The organism is Methanoculleus sp. UBA291 (genome assembly GCF_002499755.1).
Taxonomy (GTDB): Archaea; Halobacteriota; Methanomicrobia; order Methanomicrobiales; family Methanoculleaceae; genus Methanoculleus; species Methanoculleus palmolei.
In genome coordinates, this window is sequence record NZ_DANC01000029.1 from 131,241 (window position 1) to 147,427 (window position 16,187).

Sequence of the window (16,187 nt, forward strand, 5' to 3'; positions counted from 1 at the left end):
GACCTGTTCGCGGTGGATACCGACGGCGACGGCCTGACCGATGCGTTCGAACTGCTGAAGCTGGGCGCGTTCCCGGAGGAGCCGGGGCTGATGTCGGCGATGAGCGGTCCCGTCGCCACTGCCGGGACGGCGGACGACCCTGACGGGGACGGGCTCTCGAACCTGGAGGAGCAGACCTACGGGACCGACCCGCTGGTTGCCGACACCGATAAAGACGGTCTTTCGGACTCCGCCGAGGTCCGGATGGGGACCGACCCCTGCGCCGCCGACACCGACGGGGACGGGCTCGCCGACGGCTACGAGGCCGGGGAACCGGTCACTGTGGACGGGAAGACCTACTACAAGCAGCGGAGCGACCCGACCAAGGCGGATACCGACGGCGATGGATTGGACGATTTCTGGGAGGACTACCTGGGCACTGATCCCTACAACCCGGACACCGACGGCGACAGGCTCGCCGACGGAGAGGACGATGACCCGCTCACCCCTGCTGATCCCATTGGAGACCTCGTGCTTGAGCGGCTCCGCCAGGAAGTCGCGCTCCGGCTTGGTGCCCTGTTCGGCGAGACCGGCCTCGAGGGGGAGGCATTCAACTATCTCGTCGGAGACTGGGCAGCGCACCCGTATTATGCTCTGGGCTGGATTGCTTCAGGGCTTGCTGTCTACGGAGACGTCCGCGACCTCATCTACGCGATCTCCCAGTCCGATACCGTCGGAGCGGCGATCAGCGGCCTGGGGCTGGTCCCCTACCTTGGAGACTGCGAGAAAACCGCTGCAGATATCGCGAAGTACCTCCTGAAGTACCCCGACAATCTCCTCGATGTTGGGAGACTCCTGGCCGATCAGCACATCATTCAGCTCCTGCCCGATGAAGGTCAGTTGAATGTGATCGACCACCTCTACCTCTTCGCCACCGGAAGGAAGGTCGGGACGGAACTGGCCACCGACTACGGCCTGACGGAAGCCCAGATCGTGAAGATGCAGGCCCGCGGCGTTAAACTCGATGAAGTTACTCACGTTTTCAAGGTGGGAGACGATGCGATACCGCTCCGGGAAGCAATTAAGAACCATTATGCTGGTCGCCATGTTCACGGCACAGAAGGTACCAACCGGCCTGGTACCACCATCTTTCCAACTTCAGAACCAGTGACAACATTTGACTTGCCTTATCCGGGAACATCTTCGCTTACCCGAGCGCAGATGGAAGAGAAAATACTTGAGTGGCTCGACAGGGCTTTGTCAACAAAGTACACAGAAGCTCCAAAAACTTTTGTGAAAGATCGATACTCTTTCCCAGAAGAATGCGGAGTATACGAAATCGGATTCCAAATAAATGAAAAAGGGGTGTATACTGTTTTCCCCACGAAAGGAAGCCAAGTCTATATGTGGGATGGTAGCAAATGGTTGCCTCAAAGATAGAGAGATCGATCATGGTATGTGTAGTCTGGGATCGGCATCAACTGGAGAAAGAGCTTAGAGTGGGGAACAAGATCAATGAATTATTTAGCCTTACGCTCGGACTACGGGTGAATGATACCGATATTCTTGGGGGGGTGTACACTTTCGTTCACACTTTTTTTCTCCAGATCTATGCGGTTTTTTCCTACTTTGATCCTCTGGGATTGGAGGACATGAGGTTATATGTCGAGCCAAGCGACTGGGTGGACGCCCACGGGATCGATTCGCATTATGCCCTGAAAGACGAGGACCCCAGCATCCTGACAATTAAGTATCGCCGGATCGACATGAACAAACCTGAAGGATATATCGAAGTTCCGTTTCAGGACTTTGTAAAAGGTATTCTTGACTCAAACCGGCTCTTCATCGATCAGTGTCTGGAGATCAGACCCGACTTGATAGCTGATGAAGAGTTTCTTTCGTTTCAACGTGAAATGATCATAGTCGATCGATGGTATCGTCAAAAATGGTCTCCTATGGAAAGTTATACTTGATTAATATCGGTATTCTCTTTTTCAGAAAAAATGATGCAGACCGCCTCCTTCATGAATTCTCAACAGTATAACTAATAGTTTGCTGACAAGGCATCGACTATCTGGAGGATGCAATCGAGAGCGATCCGCTCAACCCGGACAGCGACGACGACGGGCTTTCCGATGCTTTCGAATGGGAGATCGAGACCGATCTCTGGTCGGCCGACACCGACGGCGACGGCCACTCCGACTCCGAGGAGCAGAACGATCCCGACTGCGACCCGCTGGTCTACGAGGAGCGCTACGGCCCCTCGCAATGGGCCGGGAGTTCCTCCTCGGCGCCGTCCTCGGGGAGTGGGGCGCCGACGACCACGACAATATCTAATCTGTTGTGTACGACTCAATTGGAAACCGCCCCCCTTCGCAGATGTGTTGTGGGTTGAAGTCGAAAGTCTTGGGGTGATGTGTGGCGTCTCCTTCGTTGTACCCCTCATGGTACACGAATCGAGATGTATTCGGAGCGTCGTATGCGATCAGCTGGGGATTGTCATATTTTCACGGGCGCGTAGATTGAATTCGGGTCCCGATAACTGTTTTACACTGGGAGAGAGGGAAGTCATGCCTTTTCCAGGTACGTGAATTGAGATATTGACAAACGACCCCTATATGCCTCATCAATGAGTCACGTCTGGCCCGGTTGTTCCCTCGTGAGCGCATGAGTGTGTGAATAGTGCGGAAAATTGTGCGGGGATGGTTGACACTGACCCTTGCAGAAAAATCTTCAAATATGCTATCATACTTCAGATAAAGCGTAATTATCCATATGCCCGCAATATAGGATTATCTGATTTACTGGCACTTTTTGAGGGTACCTCCCCTGGAAAAGGATGCCTAAAAACCGTTTGTTTCAAAAACAGCAATGGGCTCGCTGAGATTCGAACTCAGGACCTCCGCCATGTCAAGGCGACGTCATAACCGGCTAGACCACGAGCCCGTGCCTGCCCAATAATGTTGGTGCTCCGGGTATAAAACAATTCTCGTCCCGGGAACCGTTCCGTGTCGGCCCCGCCGGGCGGAGGCCGGTACGTGCTTATAAAAGGAGGTGACGGCCGGGACCGATCAGATCTCGGCGTGCTTTGCCGTGTGGATGCCGTCGATTCGCTTGATCTCTTCCATTGCATCGGCAGGCACCGCGGAGTCGACGGTGAGGACCATCAGCGCCTCTTCGCCGGGTTTATGGCGCCCCACCTGCATTCCCGCGATGTTCACGTTCGCCCGGCCGAGGATCGTGGCGGCCTTGCCGATGACGCCCGGCTTGTCGGTATGGCGGGAGATGACCACATGGCCGGTCGGGGTCAGGTCGGTCATATAACCGCCGATGCTCACGATCCGGGCCCGGTTCGGGCCGGAGACGCTGCCGCTCACCGACTCCGTCATCATATCCGTCTTCGCGGTGATGCTGATGATGTTCCGGAAGCCCTGCGCCTCTTCGGTCGTCGTCTCGCTCAGCCGGATGCCGCGCTCCTTTGCCACGAACTCCGCATTCACGATATTGACCGGCACCTGCAGGACCGGGTCGAGCAGGCCCTTTAAGATGACGCGGGTGATGAACTTCGTGTTCGGCAGCCCCGCGGCCTCGCCTCCGTAGGTGATCGCGATAGATTCGAGCCTCCCCTCGACAAGCTGGATGAGAAGGCTGCCCATCTTCTTTGCGAGGGCCGCGTAGGGCTCGACCACCGCCTGCTGTTCCGCAGGGATCATCGGTGCGTTCACCACGTACTTCGCAGCGCCGCCCGATAAAACGCTGATGCACTGGTTCGCCACCGAGATGGCGACGTTCTTCTGCGCCTCGACCGTACTTGCCCCGAGGTGCGGCGTCACGATCACCTTATCGAGGGCGAGGAGCGGAGAGTCCGTCGGCGGCTCGGTCTCGAAGACATCCAGCGCCGCACCGGCGACCTTACCGCTGGTTATCCCGTCAACGAGGGCTTTCTCGTCGATGATCCCGCCGCGTGCACAGTTAATCAGCCGGACGCCGTCCTTCATCGTGGCGATGGTCTTCTCGTTGATGACGTGGCGGGTTTCCTTGATCAGCGGCGTGTGGACCGTGATGACGTCTGCCCTCCGGAAGAGCTCCTCAAGCGGCACCATCTCCACGCCGAGGCTTGCAGCCTTCTCCTTGCTGATGAACGGATCGTAGGCGATGCACTTCATCGCCATCGCCTGGGCACGCTTTGCGACCTCGCGCCCGATACGCCCGAATCCCACGATGCCGAGCGTTTTATCGTTCAACTCGACACCCATGAATTTGGAGCGCTTCCATTCGCCTTTCTTGAGCGATGCGGTCGCCTGGGGGATATTGCGCGCGAGTGCGAGCATCATCGCCATCGTGTGCTCCGTAGCCGCCAGGGTATTTCCTTCGGGGGCGTTCGCGACGACGATGCCCCGGCGTGTCGCCGCCTCGGTATCGATATTGTCGACCCCGGCTCCCGCACGGCCGATGAACTTGAGTTTCGTTCCCGCGTCGATGACGCGTGCCGTAACCTCGGTGCCCGAGCGCACCAGCAGGGCATCGTAGTCCCCGATAACAGCAACGAGTTGATCCTCGGTTAGCCCGGTATTGACGTCCACATCGCCGAATTCCTTCAGGATGTCAAGCCCTTCCTCTGCCAGCGGGTCGCTGACCAGCACTCTATATTTCACAGTTCAACCCATATCTACTTCGACATCATATGTATTGATGCTTTTTCCTCCGAAATCTTTTAAGTAATGGTGAGAAGTATATGTGTGGTGCGAGCATGAAGGAAATGCCCAACGTTTTGTGGCTCGAAGAAATAAAAAAGGAAGATATCCCTTCTGTCGGTGGAAAAGGGGCTTCTCTTGGGGAGATGACCTCGATCGGTCTCCCCGTGCCGAAAGCATTTGTGGTGACCGCTCAGGCGTTCCGCAGGTTTCTTATAGAAACCGGGATCGAAGATTCTCTCTTCCGCAAGCTGGAGCGTCTCGACGTCGACGACAACGGAGCGCTGGAGTCGGTCTCCAGGGACGTGCAGGACCTCGTCATGAGTGTCGGCATCCCCGATCAGATTAGAGAGGAGATCACTGATGCATACACCCGGATGGGAGCGAACGGAACGGTCGTCGCCGTCCGTTCGAGCGCCACTGCCGAAGACCTTCCCGATGCCAGTTTCGCCGGACAGCAGGAGACCTATCTTAATATCCTCGGCGAAGAAGACCTTCTCGATGCGGTCCAGAGATGCTGGGCCTCGCTGTATGGTGCACGGGCCATTTATTATCGAGCGAAGCAGGGCTTCGACGACCGGAGTGTCAACATCGCCGTCGTCGTGCAGGAACTCATCCGTTCGGAGAAGTCCGGTGTCATGTTCACCTCCCACCCCGTCACCGGGGAACCTCTGATGATCATCGAGGGCTCATGGGGCCTTGGCGAAGCCGTCGTCTCAGGAAGTGTCTCCCCTGACAACTATGTCTATGACCTGCGCTCCGGGCGGGTGGTCGACCGCCTGATCGCCGAGAAGGAGATCATGATCGTCCCGGAGGGCCAGCATGGGACGAAGACCGTCAACCTCTCCGCCGAGCGGCGCACCGCCCCGGTCCTTTCCGATGAGGAAGTGGCGCGCCTTGCCACGCTCGGCAAGATCGCCGAAGACCACTACGGCGTCCCGCAGGACATCGAGTGGGCAATCGTCGGCGACGGCGTCTTCATCCTCCAGTCCCGGCCCATTACGACGATCCGGCGGCCGGAGATCCCCGGTGCCGAAGCCGAACGTGCCGGACAGCCGAAAGGTACGCTCGGTGTGGTGCTGCTGGAGGGCCAGGGCGCTTCTCCCGGCGTCGCGAGCGGCCGCGTCGTGATCGTGCGGGACGTCAAGGACACGAGTTCCGTCAAAGACGGCGATATCCTGGTCACCCGAATGACTAACCCCGATATGGTTCCGGCGATGCGGCGGGTCAGCGCCATCGTCACCGACGAAGGCGGCATGACCTGTCATGCGGCCATCGTAAGCCGGGAGCTCGGGACACCGGCGGTTGTCGGGAGCAAGAAAGCAACGACGCTGCTCAAAGACGGACAGATCATCACCGTCGACGGCGAAAAAGGTCTTATCTACGAAGGAGCGGTTGCGTCGTCGGCGACGGCGGCACCGGCATCCGTGGCGATTGCGTCGGCGTCCGCTCCGGTCATCACCGGCACGCTCGTCAAGGTGAACGTCTCCCTGCCTGAAGCCGCACAGCGTGCCGCCGCAACCGGCGCGGACGGTGTTGGTCTCCTCCGGATCGAGCACCTGATCCTCGGCCTCTCCAAAACCCCCGGCTGGTACATCGAGCACGGCGCGGAGGAAGAGTTCATCGGTGAACTCTACAACGGCATCAAGACGGTGCTCGACGCCTTCCCGGGAAAGCCCGTCTGGGTCCGGACCCTGGACGCCCCAACCGACGAGTTCCGGAATATGGAGGGCGGCCAGGACGAGCCGATCGAGCACAACCCGATGCTCGGCTGGCGCGGCATCCGCCGTGACCTCCGGAGCCCTGAACAGTTCCGTATGCAGATAGAGGCCTTTAAGAGGCTCTGGGCCGCGGGATACAGCAATCTCGGCGTGATGTTCCCGCTCGTCAACCACCCCGATGAATTCGTCCAGGCCCGGACGATGATGAAGGAGTGGGGTGTCGACGTGGAGAACGTGACTCTCGGCATTATGGTCGAGATCCCGAGCAGCGCCATCCTGATCGAAGACTTCATCAAGGCCGGGATCCGGTTCGCCTCGTTCGGAACAAACGACCTCGTCCAGTACACGCTCGCCATCGACCGGAACAACGAGAACGTCGCCGATATGTACGAGCCGGAGCACCCCGCCGTGCTCCGGCTGATCGACCACTCGATCCGGGCCTGTCGGGAGCACGGCGTCGAGTGCTCCATCTGCGGCCAGGCCGGCTCCGATCCCCGTATGGCAGCCTGGCTTGTCGAACACGGCATCACCAGCGTCTCCGCAAACATCGATGCGGTTCCGCGCATCCGTGAGGCTGTAGCACGAAAAGAGCGGCAGATCCTCCTTGATGCGGCGAGAAGACATGCGTGAGGTTGGCTGCCCTGAGGAAGACCTTTTCTCCTTCCTCTCGTCAAAACGACGGGAGGACCTCGGGTACCGGCATATCTTAAGCTCGATGTGCACGCCGCCCCATCCGGTCGCGGCGCGGGCGCATGCTTTGTTCCTCGAGACCAACCTCGGCGACCCGGGGCTTTTCCCCGGGACGGCCGCGCTTGAGGAACTCCTCGTCCGACGGCTCGGTGCGCTGATGCACCACCCCGGCGCGGGAGGCTATGCGACCTCCGGCGGGACGGAGTCCAATATCCAGGCGCTTCGGATTGCAAAGAAGCAAAAACCGGTGAAGTTCCCGAACGTCGTGGTCCCGGCATCGAGCCATTTTTCGTTCCAGAAGGCCGGCGATATCCTGGGGCTTGAGATCCGGACGGCACCGCTCGATGCCCGGTTCCGGATGGACATGGAGGGGCTTGACGACCTTATCGACCGAAATACGGTCGCTCTTGTCGGTATCGTCGGGACGACGGAGTACGGCATGGTCGACCCCGTCGCCGCTCTCTCCGACGTGGCGCTCGACCGGGACGTCTTCCTCCACGTCGACGCCGCCTTCGGCGGCATGGTCGTCCCGTTTCTCGACCGCCCAGTCCCGTTCGATTTCCAGCTCCCCGGCGTCGACTCCATCTCCGTCGACCCTCACAAGATGGGGATGAGCACCATCCCGGCCGGATGTCTCCTCGTCCGTGACCCGGACTCCTTCGCGTGCCTCAACGTCGATACGCCCTACCTGACGGTGAAGCGGGAGTGCACCCTCGCCGGCACCCGACCCGGGGCCCCGGTGGCCGCCGCCTTCGCGGTTCTCGAATACCTGGGGATGGACGGCATGCGAGCGGTGGTCGCCGGGTGCATGGAGAACGCTCGAAGGCTGATCGAAGGGATGGAGACGCTCGGCTGCCCGAGAGCAGTGACCCCGGACGTCAACGTGGCGACGTTCTCCTGTGAGCGTGCGCCTGCCGGCTGGCGGGTATCGAGGACCCGGAACGGCCATATGCGGATCGTCTGCATGCCCCACGTCACACGCGACGTGGTCGAAAAATTCCTTGAAGATATGGGGAACCTGAATGCTTGAACGGCTGATCCATTCTCTGGAAACCGCTCCGGTTATGAAACGGGGCGAGTACAACTACTTCATCCATCCGATCACGGACGGGGTGCCGCTCCTTGAGCCCGGGCTTCTCCGCGAGATCGGGTGCGCCATGGTGCGGTGCCTCGACCTCTTGCGGGTCGACAAGATCGTCGTCTGCGAGGCGATGGGCATCCACATCGGCGTCGTCCTCTCGCTGATGACCGACATCCCGCTGGTTGTCGTGAGAAAGCGCCCCTATTGTCTCCCCGGCGAGGTCGCGGTGCACCAGACCACAGGCTACTCGAAAGGAGAACTTTACCTGAACGGTGTCGGTGCGGGCGACCGGGTCGTGATCGTTGACGACGTCTGCAGCACCGGAGGCACGCTCCGCGCTCTTATCGGTGCGATCGAGCATACCGGCGCCGAGATCGCCGATATCTGCGTGGTCATCGGCCGGGGCGACGAGGATGTTGGCCGGCCGCTCAAGACCCTGGTCCGGGTTGAGGTCTCCGAGACGCAGGTGCGTGTCGTTGATACCTGTCTCCGACCTTATTGAGCGGCTCCATGAGCGTGGAGCGCGGAGCGTTGCTCTCCAGTTCCCCGCCGGACTCGCGCGACAGGCGCCGCAGGTAGCCGCCGCACTCCGCGGTGCGGGCTTTTGGGTGATCGTCAGCGGCGATCCCTGCTACGGCGCCTGCGACCTTGCGCTCGACGCCCTCGCCCACGCCGACGTTCTGGTCCATTTCGGCCATGCGCCGGTCGAGGAGCGGCCGGACGTCCTCTACGAACCCGTCCGCTTTGATTTTGACGTGGATGTGCTCAAAACGGCCCTCCCCCTCCTCCGTTCCCGCCGCATCGGCCTCGTCACCACGGTCCAGCACGCCCACCTGATCGGTGCGATGGCGGCATATCTCTGTGAGCACGGCGTCGAAGCGGTCGTCGCCCCCGGCGACGGGCGCACGCCGCTCCCCGGACAGGTCCTCGGGTGCAACTTCGCCGCTGCACGGGCGACGGGGGCCGGCGAGATCCTCTTCGTCGGGACCGGGGTCTTCCATCCCCTCGGGATCCGGCTCGCCACCCGGGCGCGGGTGGTGGCGCTCGACCCTTACACCCGCGAGGCGCAGGAGGTGGACGCTTCCCGCCTGGTCCGTCGCCGTGCCGCGGTTATGGAGAAAGCCCGTGATGCCGCAAGTTTCGGAATCATCGTCAGCACCAAGAGCGGTCAGCAGCGGATGAGTCTTGCCCGGCGGCTCGTCGCCCTCTCCGACCGGGCCGTGATCGTCGCGATGCGCGAGGTCTCGCCCGGAGAGATGCTCGACCTCGGGTTTGCGGCTTACGTGAACACCGCCTGCCCCCGGCTCGCCTACGACGACCAGGCCCGGTTCCCGGTCCCGGTGCTGACGCCGCCGGAGTTCGAGATCCTCTGCGGGGTCCGGGCCTGGGACGACTATACAATCGACGAGTACCTCGCACCATGAACCTCCGGCAACTTGAGATGCGGCTTGAGCATCTGGAGGGCTTTGAGCGGCCGACGACGCGCCTCGAACAGTATCAGACCCCGGCACCGGTGGCCGCCCGCCTCCTCCACCATGCCGCCATGCAGGGGGCGATCACGGGGCGTCGGGTCTGCGACCTCGGGTGCGGGACCGGAATCCTTGCCCTGGGCGCGGCCCTCCTCGACGCAGCCGCCGTGATCGGGCTTGATATCGATCCGGCCGCGATAAATGTGGCCCGGCGGAACGCCGGGGAGTTCGGCGTTTCGGTGGAATTTCTCGTCGCCGACGTCCGAAACCCCGACCTCGATCGGCGGCGGCTTTCCTGCGACACCGTCGTGATGAACCCGCCGTTCGGAGCGCAGAGGGCGCACGCCGACCGGCCGTTCATCGACCTCTCGCTTGAACTCGCGGTGGTGGTCTACGGCATCTTCAACGAGGGTTCGGCCCCGTTTGTCGCCGCCTATACCGAGGGCCGGGCGACGGTTGAGGAGGTGATCCGGTGCGCGTTTCCGCTCAAGCGGACGTTTGCCCACCACCGCCGGGAGCGCATGGATATCCCGGTAGAAGTCATACGCTTAAGGCGGATCTGACGTCCGTGACCGCCGATATAAAACCGATCTGGAGGCTCTCTGCCGCCCACCTGGTGACCGATCTCTATTCGCCGGTTCTCCCTGCAATCCTGCCGCTCCTCATCGTCGACCAGGGCTACTCGTTCTTCCTTGCCGGGCTGATCGTCACGGTCTACACCCTCACGTCGTCGTTCGTGCAGCCGTTCGCCGGCTGGCTCTTCGATACCCGGGGGATCGCCGTCCCCATCAGCGTGAGCGTCCTCATCAGCGCGGTGTTCATCTCCGTGATAGGCCTCCTGGACAACTACTTCCTCGTCCTCGCCTCCGCCGCCGTCGCGGCGCTGGGAAACGCTTCTTTCCACCCGAGCGCGCTCGGGACCGTCAGCCGGCTGACCCAGGATGCACACCGGGGCAGGATCACCTCATTCTTCGTCATCGGCGGAAACCTGGGCTACGCACTCGGTCCTATCTGTGCCGGCATCGTTGTCGGGCTGATGGGCCTTCCGGGCCTTGCCGTCCTTGTCATCCCCGGCCTCGTGATGGCGGCGGTGCTCCGGTGGACCCTGTCCGCTCCCGGACATACAGCGGTCCCGGCGGCGCAGGTCCGGACTGAACGGTCCGCGTACCGGGCGATCGTTCTTCTCGTCGCGGCCTCAAGCCTCCGTGCATGGGCCATATTCGGCTCGGTCGCGTTCCTTCCCACCATCCTCACCGAGCGCGGCATCGACCTTGTGACCGCGAACCTGATCGTATCGGGTATGCTTATCGCCGGGGTCGTCGGGCAACTCGTCGGGGGTGCGCTCTCCGACCGTTACGGCCGCAAAGAATTCACGATAGGCGGACTTGTTGCCGCCATCCCGCCCTTCGCCGTATTCCTGACCACCGGTGGTATCGTCTCCATCGTTGCGCTGATTATCTTTGGGTTCATCCTCTGGTCGACCTTTGCCGTCACCGTCGCCATGGCCCACGAAATGGCCCCGGGGAACGCCGGGCTCGTCTCCGGCCTCATGCTCGGGCTCGCGGTCGGCGTGGGCGGGATAGGGGTTGCGGTCACCGGCGCCATCGCTGATATGACCTCGCTTTCCCTTGGCCTCATGACGATCCCGCTTGCGATTGTCCTTGCCGTTCCGCTCTTCCTCGCCACTTCCTACCCCTGGAAATCCCTCGGACGGAGCCGGCTCTCCTCCCGGGGGACGACCCCGCCCCAAACTCCTTAAGTACCGGGAGTGCCGATTCATCCCCGATGGTCACCCGGCTTCAGCGTTACCGGCAGATCGCGGATGTGCTGACCCGATACGGTTTTGAGATCCTCGTCGACGAGTTCGTCTCCCGGAGCGAACGACGCCGGGGGCTCCACCGGGCCCCGGAAGAGAAGCGATCGGTGTACGAACGTATCCGCCTTGCCATCGAGGAACTGGGGCCCACGTACATAAAGTTCGGCCAGATAATGAGCACACGCCGGGAGCTCCTCCCGCCGGAGCTTATCCAGGAACTGCAGAAGCTCCAGGATCGGGTGGCTCCGGTCCCGTTTGAGGAGATCCGACCGGTGATCACGCAGTACTGCCCGAACCTCGAGGAGTGTTTCGCCGTCGTCGAGGAGGAGCCGGTTGCAGCGGCTTCCCTCTCGCAGGTGCACCGCGCGGTGACGAAGGACAGCCGGGTCGTCGCCCTCAAGGTGCAGCGCCCCGGGATTCCCGACCTCATCGAGACCGATCTCGTGATCCTGCGGTCGCTTGTGGCCCGGGCGGAGTCGATCTTTCCTGACCTGCGGGTCTATAACCTCCAGGGCATGGTCGACGAATTTTCGGTCCAGATCCGGCGCGAACTGGACTTTACCCAGGACGGAATGAACGCGGACCGACTCAGACGAAACATGAGTGGTCTCCCGTGCGTGAAGATCCCGCGCATCCACTGGAAGATCTCCGGGCCCCACCTGCTTGCCATGGACTACGTCGAAGGAGTCCGGATCGACGACGTGGAGGCTCTACGGAGATTTGGTCTCTTCCCGGAAGATATTGCCGAGATCGGGTTTGAGGCTTATGTCAAGCAGATCTTCGTCGACGGTTTCTTTCACGGGGACCCCCACCCGGGAAACCTTCTGGTGACGGAGCGAGGGGAGGTCATCTTCCTCGACTTCGGGATCGTCGGCGTCCTCCGTCTGGAGAGAAGACGGGTCTTCGTCGATCTCCTCCTCGCCATGACCCGGACGGACGTCGACGGCGTGATTACAGCGTTGCAGAGGCTCGACGTCCGGATCAGCCCGGCGGTTCTCGATGCCCTCAAGGACGACCTCTACCTGGTGCTGCTTGATTATCGGGAGACGAAGATCGAGCAGGTGAACTTTGCGACAACGATTCAGGGCCTGACCGATGCCCTCCGCAGGTATCGCATCCGGGTGCCGTCCACCCTGATGCTCATGATGAAGGTGATCGTCATGGTGATGGCCATCGGCGTTCGGCTCGACCCCACGTTCAACTTTGACCGGCGAATCCGACCGTACCTGACGGAGATCGCTGCACGGCAGCGGCTCTCTCCGGATAACATGACGGGTGCGATACGGTCCCTTGTGAGTGCGACGGAGAATCTGCTTGCCATCCCGGGGAACGTGAACGAGACTCTGAAGGCCTTTTCGGAGGGCACCATCACGGTCAAACTCGCGAACCGCGACCTCACCGCAATCGTCGGCGTCATCGACCGGACGAGCGACAAGATCGTCGTCGGACTGGTGGTCGCTGCAATCGTCGTGGGCTCGTCGGTGGTGCTCCGGGTGGCCGATCTCCCGGTTCCTGGATACGTCTCGATCCTCGCCACCCTGGGCTACGTGTTTGCGGTGCTTGTCGGATTCTATGCAGTCTATCGGGTTCTCAGGTACGGCCACGCTCTCCGGTGAAACCCGGGTTTTGGCTGACAGCGGGCTGAGACGGACGTAAAAAAAGTTATTCGGACTTTTTCTTGAAGAACAACTTGCAGTGGCAGGCCCCCTGCTCTTCAATCTCTTTCTCGTGGTAGATACAGGGACAGACGATGAGCTGGTCTTTCTCGACGTCCCCGCTCCGGAGCCTGCAGGGGCAGTATGCCGCCCCGAGCCGTTCCTGGTTCCGTGCGAGCCCGCGGAGAACGGCCGAGAGTTGCTTCTCGTCGACGTTTAAGACAAAGCCTTTCTCCTTCGCGTACACCTTTGCCCTGGTCCGCTCCGCTTCGATTTTCTCTTCTGCTGTCATGATACAACTAACTCCTATCATCCGGGTTTCCGGCGCCCGTACTCTTCGATATGGGCTATCATCGATTTAAATATCTTTATCCCATCCTCCGAGCCGAGCGCCCGTTCGCTCGCTCGCTCGGGATGCGGCATCATCGCAAGCACGTTCCCCGCTTCCGAGAGGACGCCGGTGATGCTCTCCGCCGACCCGTTCGGGTTGCTCTCCGGCGTCGCGTTGCCGTGCTCGTCGCAGAACCGGAACGCGACCCGCTTTTCGCGGTTCAACCGCGCGATCACATCATCGGGGGCGACGTAGCGCCCCTCCGCATGAGCGATCGGCACCCGGATGACCTCGCCCTCGTGGTAGAGCGCGGTGAACGGCGATCCGGTGCTCTCGACGCGAAGGCAGACATGCCGCGAGATGAACTTGGGGTAAGCGTTCAGCGTGAAGGTGCCCGGGACCAGTCCGGCCTCCGAGCCGATCTGCGCACCGTTGCAGATCCCGAGGACCAGTCTCCCCTCTTTCGCGTGCCTGATGATGTCGGTCATGATCGGGGTCCGTGCGGCGATGGCTCCGGCCCGGAGGTAATCCCCGTAGGAGAACCCGCCGGGCAGCACCACCGCATCGTATGGTCGTCTGAGTCCGTCCTTGTACCAGACGAGATCCGTCTCGACCCCGCAGACGTCCGCAAGGACGTGGTAGGTGTCCCGGTCGCAGTTGCTGCCGCCGAACTGTACCACAGCGAACCTCATGCCTTACTCAACCTCAATCGTGTAGTGGTGAATGACCGGGTTTGCAAGGAGCCGCTCGCACATCTGTCCTGCTGCTTCTCGCGCCGCCGCCGTGTCCGCCGCATCAAGCGTGATCCGGAAGAGCCGTGCCGTGTCCAGATCCTCGGTCGGAAACCCAAGGTTTGTGAGGGCGTGCTGGATGGCGCGCGCTTCGGGGTTCAACATTCCCTCTTTCAGTCCAATGGTGACGGTAACGTTGTACTTCATGCGGATTCACCCCGGGGCGGGGAGAGAATGCGTTTCGCGACCCCGGCGTAGGTCTCCATAACGTCTCCCTTGTTGAAGCGGTAGACATCCTTATCGAGAGACGTTCCGGTCTGTTTATCCCAGAGCCGCATCGAGTCCATGCTGATCTCGTCGCCGACGAAGATCTCTTCGTTGTAACGGCCGAATTCGAGTTTGAAATCGACCAGGGTAATGCCGCGCGCGTCAAGGTACTCCCGGAGGATCTCGTTTATCGCGAGCACCTCGGCTTTGATCTGGTCGAGCTCCTCGGGCGCAACGAGTTTCAGAGCGTAGATCAGGTCGTCGTTCAACATCGGGTCGTGATGGGTGTCGCTCTTGTAATCGATGACGATCACCGGCGGGTCGAGCGGCTCCCCTTCCCTGAACGGGTAGTTGCGCACGATGGACCCGGCTGCGACGTTCCTGACGATCACCTCAAGCGGGATCATCGTGAGCGCCCGCACTGCGAGGGTGGCGGGCTCGATGCTTTCGAGGTAGTGGGTCCGGACCCCGTTCTCTTCAAGGTACCTGAAGAGGAAGGAGGAGACCTCCGCGTTATATCTCCCCTTGCCGCCCAGGGTATCTTTTTTCTCGCCGTCAAAGGCCGTGATGTCGTCCCGGAACTTCATGATGTATACTCCCGGGTCGTCGGTACGATAGACGGACTTCGCCTTCCCTGTGTAGAGGAGGTCAACCTGTTTCATGGGCAAAATCTCCTGATAGATGTTGTCGGGCTAAATGATGAGGTTATGCTCCCTCCCTCCGGCCTGGTGCCGCGATCCTCTCCGCGAGCCGCCGGATCAGGGGTTCGAGCACGGGGGAATACCACCCTTTCTCGATGTACTGCGGGTAGATACAGAGCCGTTCGGCGAGATCGGCGTCTCCGGCCACTCTCCGGAGTTCCTCGATCTGCGGCCAGGGGTGTTCGGGGTTGACGTAGTCGATGGTGAGCGGGGAGACCCCGCCGAGGTCGTCCACGCCGCACTCGACGAGGCGGGCGGCGTCGGCAAGGTTCGGGGGTATCTGCACAGCCACATCCGCCGGGAGGATCTCCCGGGCGAGGGTTATCGTCGCGCGTAAGTCGTCTGTTTCGGGAGCCGGAGCGCCCTCCATCGGCGTCCCCGGCTTAGGGCAGAAGTTCTGCACGATCACCTCCTGGATGTGGCCGAACCGCGAATGAAGGTCCCGGATGACCCGGAGCGACTCCTCCCGGTCCTCCGGCGTCTCTCCGATCCCGATTAATATCCCGGTCGTGAACGGAATGGAGAGTTTTCCGGCGTTCTCAATCATCTCGATCCTGACCGCCGGATCTTTTCCCGGCGAGTCCCGGTGCGCGGGGACGTCCGCGGTCGTCTCCAGCATCAGGCCCATGCTCGCGTTCACCTCGCGGAGCCGGTCAAGTTCCTCGTAGGAGAGGATGCCGGCGTTGGTGTGCGGCAGGAGCCCTCTTTCTACGGCCGCAAGAGAGAGGTCGTAGAGGTAGTCGAGGATATCTGCATAGCCGAGTTTCCCCAGTTTCGCCGCAAAGCCGGGCACCCTGCCGGGCCGCTCCCCGAAGGTGAAGAGCGCCTCCGTGCAGCCGAGGCCGGCACCCGCATCCATGGTCCTGATCGCCTCGTCGGGGGGCATGATGCACCCCTCCCGCACCGGAGTCCGGAAGCAGCAGTAACCGCAATGGTTGGCGCAGACTGTTGTTATGGGGAGGAATACGTTTTTTGAAAAGGTGATCACGCGGCGGCGCATGGATATATGTCGTCTCCCCCCGACATGAACTTTAGGGAGCGATCTCTCGGGT

16 protein-coding genes and 1 tRNA gene are annotated in these 16,187 nt (G+C 61.3%); 9 read left to right on the forward strand and 8 right to left on the reverse strand.

All coding sequences use genetic code 11. From position 1 onward, the window contains the following. Positions 1-12: 12 nt before the first annotated feature. Entirely contained in the window at positions 13-1,419 is a 1,407-nt protein-coding gene (locus tag BP737_RS07295) for a hypothetical protein (protein WP_292407603.1), read from the forward strand. Beyond that, on the forward strand, positions 1,401-1,952 hold the full coding sequence (locus BP737_RS07300; RefSeq protein WP_292407605.1) for a hypothetical protein: 552 nt from the start codon (positions 1,401-1,403) through the stop codon (positions 1,950-1,952). Before BP737_RS07295 ends, BP737_RS07300 begins: the two co-directional genes overlap by 19 nt. Positions 1,953-2,023: 71 nt before the next feature. On the opposite strand, the gene BP737_RS07305 is transcribed toward BP737_RS07300, so the two are convergent. From BP737_RS07305 to serA, 3 genes are all read right to left on the reverse strand, one after another. Beyond that, on the reverse strand, positions 2,024-2,248 hold the full coding sequence (locus BP737_RS07305; protein WP_292407607.1) for a hypothetical protein: 225 nt from the start codon (positions 2,246-2,248) through the stop codon (positions 2,024-2,026). Positions 2,249-2,851: 603 nt separating this feature from the next. After that, positions 2,852-2,925 (reverse strand) — tRNA-Val (locus BP737_RS07310). Positions 2,926-3,050: 125 nt separating this feature from the next. Continuing rightward, complete coding sequence (serA, locus tag BP737_RS07315; RefSeq protein ID WP_292407610.1) at positions 3,051-4,634, reverse strand: phosphoglycerate dehydrogenase; 1,584 nt, start codon at positions 4,632-4,634, stop codon at positions 3,051-3,053. Between the two features lie 95 nt (positions 4,635-4,729). On the opposite strand from serA, the gene ppsA reads away from it, so the two are divergent. Genes ppsA through BP737_RS07350 form a run of 7 tightly spaced genes read left to right on the forward strand, consistent with a single transcriptional unit; the run spans position 4,730 to position 13,066 of the window. Then, on the forward strand, positions 4,730-7,024 hold the full coding sequence (gene ppsA, locus BP737_RS07320) for a phosphoenolpyruvate synthase (protein WP_292407613.1): 2,295 nt from the start codon (positions 4,730-4,732) through the stop codon (positions 7,022-7,024). Continuing rightward, the gene (gene mfnA / locus BP737_RS07325; protein WP_292407616.1) at positions 7,017-8,114 is read left to right on the forward strand and encodes a tyrosine decarboxylase MfnA; all 1,098 of its coding nucleotides are present in this window, start codon (positions 7,017-7,019) and stop codon (positions 8,112-8,114) included. The genes ppsA and mfnA overlap by 8 nt, the downstream gene beginning before the upstream one ends. After that, positions 8,107-8,667, forward strand: a complete 561-nt coding sequence (gene hpt, locus BP737_RS07330; RefSeq protein WP_292407620.1) for a hypoxanthine/guanine phosphoribosyltransferase — start codon at positions 8,107-8,109, stop codon at positions 8,665-8,667. Before mfnA ends, hpt begins: the two co-directional genes overlap by 8 nt. Beyond that, positions 8,642-9,589, forward strand: a complete 948-nt coding sequence (dph2, locus tag BP737_RS07335) for a diphthamide biosynthesis enzyme Dph2 (protein WP_394339250.1) — start codon at positions 8,642-8,644, stop codon at positions 9,587-9,589. Before hpt ends, dph2 begins: the two co-directional genes overlap by 26 nt. After that, positions 9,586-10,197 (forward strand): METTL5 family protein, encoded by a 612-nt coding sequence (locus BP737_RS07340; RefSeq protein WP_292407626.1) that lies wholly within the window; start codon positions 9,586-9,588, stop codon positions 10,195-10,197. The genes dph2 and BP737_RS07340 overlap by 4 nt, the downstream gene beginning before the upstream one ends. A gap of 53 nt (positions 10,198-10,250) precedes the next feature. Next, on the forward strand, positions 10,251-11,393 hold the full coding sequence (locus tag BP737_RS07345) for an MFS transporter (protein WP_342686072.1): 1,143 nt from the start codon (positions 10,251-10,253) through the stop codon (positions 11,391-11,393). A 26-nt stretch (positions 11,394-11,419) separates the two neighbouring features. Beyond that, positions 11,420-13,066: an ABC1 kinase family protein gene (locus BP737_RS07350; RefSeq protein ID WP_292407632.1), complete on the forward strand. Its 1,647-nt coding sequence runs from the start codon at positions 11,420-11,422 to the stop codon at positions 13,064-13,066. 46 nt (positions 13,067-13,112) lie between these two features. On the opposite strand, the gene BP737_RS07355 is transcribed toward BP737_RS07350, so the two are convergent. The 5 genes from BP737_RS07355 to cofG are packed head-to-tail and all read right to left on the reverse strand — an operon-like array spanning position 13,113 to position 16,135. Beyond that, the gene (locus BP737_RS07355; protein ID WP_292407635.1) at positions 13,113-13,397 is read right to left on the reverse strand and encodes a ferredoxin-thioredoxin reductase catalytic domain-containing protein; all 285 of its coding nucleotides are present in this window, start codon (positions 13,395-13,397) and stop codon (positions 13,113-13,115) included. A 17-nt stretch (positions 13,398-13,414) separates the two neighbouring features. Continuing rightward, positions 13,415-14,128, reverse strand: a complete 714-nt coding sequence (gene purQ / locus BP737_RS07360; RefSeq protein WP_292407639.1) for a phosphoribosylformylglycinamidine synthase I — start codon at positions 14,126-14,128, stop codon at positions 13,415-13,417. Positions 14,129-14,131: 3 nt separating this feature from the next. Next, positions 14,132-14,374, reverse strand: a complete 243-nt coding sequence (gene purS, locus BP737_RS07365; RefSeq protein ID WP_292407642.1) for a phosphoribosylformylglycinamidine synthase subunit PurS — start codon at positions 14,372-14,374, stop codon at positions 14,132-14,134. After that, entirely contained in the window at positions 14,371-15,096 is a 726-nt protein-coding gene (purC, locus tag BP737_RS07370) for a phosphoribosylaminoimidazolesuccinocarboxamide synthase (protein ID WP_292407645.1), read from the reverse strand. The genes purS and purC overlap by 4 nt, the downstream gene beginning before the upstream one ends. A 43-nt stretch (positions 15,097-15,139) precedes the next feature. Beyond that, the gene (gene cofG / locus BP737_RS07375) at positions 15,140-16,135 is read right to left on the reverse strand and encodes a 7,8-didemethyl-8-hydroxy-5-deazariboflavin synthase subunit CofG (RefSeq protein WP_292407647.1); all 996 of its coding nucleotides are present in this window, start codon (positions 16,133-16,135) and stop codon (positions 15,140-15,142) included. Between the last annotated feature and the right edge of the window lie 52 nt (positions 16,136-16,187).

Coding starts and splice junctions, on each gene's coding strand:
- BP737_RS07300 (WP_292407605.1), top strand. CDS start 1,401: ATGGTTGCCTCAAAGATAGAGAGATCGATCATGGTATGTGTAGTCTGG.
- ppsA (WP_292407613.1), top strand. CDS start 4,730: ATGAAGGAAATGCCCAACGTTTTGTGGCTCGAAGAAATAAAAAAGGAA.
- mfnA (WP_292407616.1), top strand. CDS start 7,017: ATGCGTGAGGTTGGCTGCCCTGAGGAAGACCTTTTCTCCTTCCTCTCG.
- hpt (WP_292407620.1), top strand. CDS start 8,107: ATGCTTGAACGGCTGATCCATTCTCTGGAAACCGCTCCGGTTATGAAA.
- BP737_RS07340 (WP_292407626.1), top strand. CDS start 9,586: ATGAACCTCCGGCAACTTGAGATGCGGCTTGAGCATCTGGAGGGCTTT.
- BP737_RS07350 (WP_292407632.1), top strand. CDS start 11,420: ATGGTCACCCGGCTTCAGCGTTACCGGCAGATCGCGGATGTGCTGACC.
- BP737_RS07355 (WP_292407635.1), bottom strand. CDS start 13,397: ATGACAGCAGAAGAGAAAATCGAAGCGGAGCGGACCAGGGCAAAGGTG.
- purQ (WP_292407639.1), bottom strand. CDS start 14,128: ATGAGGTTCGCTGTGGTACAGTTCGGCGGCAGCAACTGCGACCGGGAC.
- purS (WP_292407642.1), bottom strand. CDS start 14,374: ATGAAGTACAACGTTACCGTCACCATTGGACTGAAAGAGGGAATGTTG.
- purC (WP_292407645.1), bottom strand. CDS start 15,096: ATGAAACAGGTTGACCTCCTCTACACAGGGAAGGCGAAGTCCGTCTAT.
- cofG (WP_292407647.1), bottom strand. CDS start 16,135: ATGCGCCGCCGCGTGATCACCTTTTCAAAAAACGTATTCCTCCCCATA.